Origin of the sequence: Serratia sp. 506_PEND (assembly GCF_001076875.1) — a bacterium.
In the GTDB taxonomy this organism is placed as follows: Bacteria; Pseudomonadota; Gammaproteobacteria; order Enterobacterales; family Enterobacteriaceae; genus Serratia; species Serratia marcescens.
Genome location: NZ_JVEL01000406.1, coordinates 1 through 2210 on the forward strand (window position 1 = coordinate 1; position 2210 = coordinate 2210).

Here is a 2210-nt window from a genome sequence, read left to right on the forward strand (position 1 = left end):
AGCCGAATACCGGGTGGATCAGCTCACCGCTGCCGGGCGTATTGATGGCTTTAATAAACTCCTGCAACCGGGTCTCATAGTCGTTACCGAAGAAAATGGCGGTCATACGGATGTTATCCGGCTTGCCGCCCAGGTCTTCGACGTCAGCCCCTTCCCGATAGGGGTAGCGATACTCGGCAACGTCACGGGACAGCGTATCCCGCGCATCGATACAGTCGAAGGCAACGCCCCGGAACGAGGCGTCGAGGAGATCATCTTTCCAGGCCATGGCTAGTTCCTCAGTCCATCGCGCTGGGTGCGATCATCGATGACAGACTGGATCTCCTGACTATCAACATAGACATGCACTTCATTTTTAACTATGGGAGCATTAGCATCAGGCATGATATGGTCCATCATGGGGTTGACCTTATCGTCGGAATAGACGTTTTTGCCCACCTTGTCACCCACATAGTTGCCGACAAAATAACCGGCAATACTGCCAATGACGGCACCAATGGCCGTACCAAGACCCGGTAACACGAACGTACCGGCTGCTGCACCACCTTCTGCACCACCCCAGGCCCCGGCAGCCCCTCCGGCAATCTGCGTGTATTTCTGGTCTTTTTGCTTGTCGGTCAGCGTAGTATCCTTGCTCACTTCATGCGCGTCATACACACCGGCACCAACGGCAAGAAGCGGACCGCCAAACCGACCAAGATACTCGGGCATGAATTTGAGTGTTTTTGCCGCGCCGCCTGCCGCTTTTGTCAGAATGCGCTTCCCGATGCCGGATGTCGCTCCCCCCTGAACCAGGCTCAGAGCCGAAGAGGCCAGCAGGGCATAGCCAAAGGTTTTAACCGCATCAGCCGCAAATACCGCCGCATGCGCCAGCTCAGGAAACTCTTGCGCCAGCTTCGAGGCCTCCCCTGCAACCGCACCCAGCGCCTTGTTGACCGGGGCGGTCATATCATTCTCGTCGAGTTCTTTTTCATTTTTTGCCTGACGCAGTTGATAGCCTGGATTGCGTTTTAAAGTACCAAGGTCAACTTCTCCTGCCAGATGGCCGGGTTTGGCATCCATTTCATCCTGGGTGCCTTTATAGATGCGCTGGGCGTCCTTCTGATAATGCTGGAAGCTGATAACCGCGTTACGCTCTTGCTGGTTGGGCCACAACTTGGCGAGGTACTTACCCTCAGTAATTTGTAACTGAGACTCCAGATATTTACGCTGTACCGGGTCTTTCTCGGTTTTCAACCGATTCTGAAAGCGCTGATAATCTTTGTCGCTGGTGACGATGTGCCTGAATATCTGCATAGAGGCATCGACCGGGCTAACCCCTTTACCGACGGCGTCGCGCATGGATTTTACCCAGTCAACGCCTTTACCATTTACCTTTATTCGTTTGGCATTGTTGATGGTATGGCTACTCAGCAGACCTGCAAAAAAATCGGTAACGTTAGTGGCTGCCTCTTCTTCTGTTCCGGCGGTGATCGCCGCGGTTTCATTGGCGGTCAGCACCCACTGCAGTGCCTCTCTGCCATTAAGGCCGATATTTCGAGCACCCTCCAGTTGCTTTGGCATATCGTGAGCCATTGTACCGAGATCCATTCTGCCCATCTGCGTCGCGCGAACGGCAGCACTGAGCGCGTTTGGCATCTCCCTGTCTGTGATACCTGTGCGCTTGAGGGACGCTGCCAGTTGGGCAAGCAGCGCGGGATTATTGCCTGACGAGGTGGCATAAGCCGTTATGGTAGGGAGCAGTTCTTTGATATCTTCCAGCTTAAACGCCCCTGAGGTGGCCATCGTGGCCAGCCCCTCAAGAACATCATCAGGGGAGCCGTTACCGTGGCGGACCGACTTTTCGACGACTTCATTTAACTCTTTTTGTCCCGCAATCCTCCCATCGACGCCTCGATCGGCATAAACACGGTTCGAAACATAAGCAAGCCGCTCACTGAAATCCAACTGCCGATCAAACGCCGGAGCCATCGCCTGCTTAGCGCCCCAGACTCCAGCGCCAAAGGACATCAGCTTGGAGCCAAACCCGCGACTGTCTTTTGCTGCCCCCTGAAGCTCTTTACGTAATGTGGCCACTTTGCTCTGCATGGCCGTAAATGCGCGCTGTTGTTCTTCAGCAGACAAAATGCCGGCATTCGCCAGGCGGTTGTATGCCGCCTCGGTACGCTGGATTTCACGCTGGATCATCTTCTCGGAACGAATACCCAGCG

Annotated in this window: 2 protein-coding genes; both read right to left on the minus strand. The window is 54.6% G+C overall.

Going from position 1 to position 2210, the window contains the following annotated elements:
- Positions 1-268 (minus strand): DNA circularization N-terminal domain-containing protein (locus tag ADK28_RS14700; protein ID WP_048795972.1); only part of this gene is annotated, 268 nt, incomplete at its 3' end.
- A 2-nt stretch (positions 269-270) separates the two neighbouring features.
- The coding region (locus ADK28_RS14705; protein WP_152929702.1) for a phage tail tape measure protein at positions 271-2210 on the minus strand (1940 nt) is incomplete at its 5' end.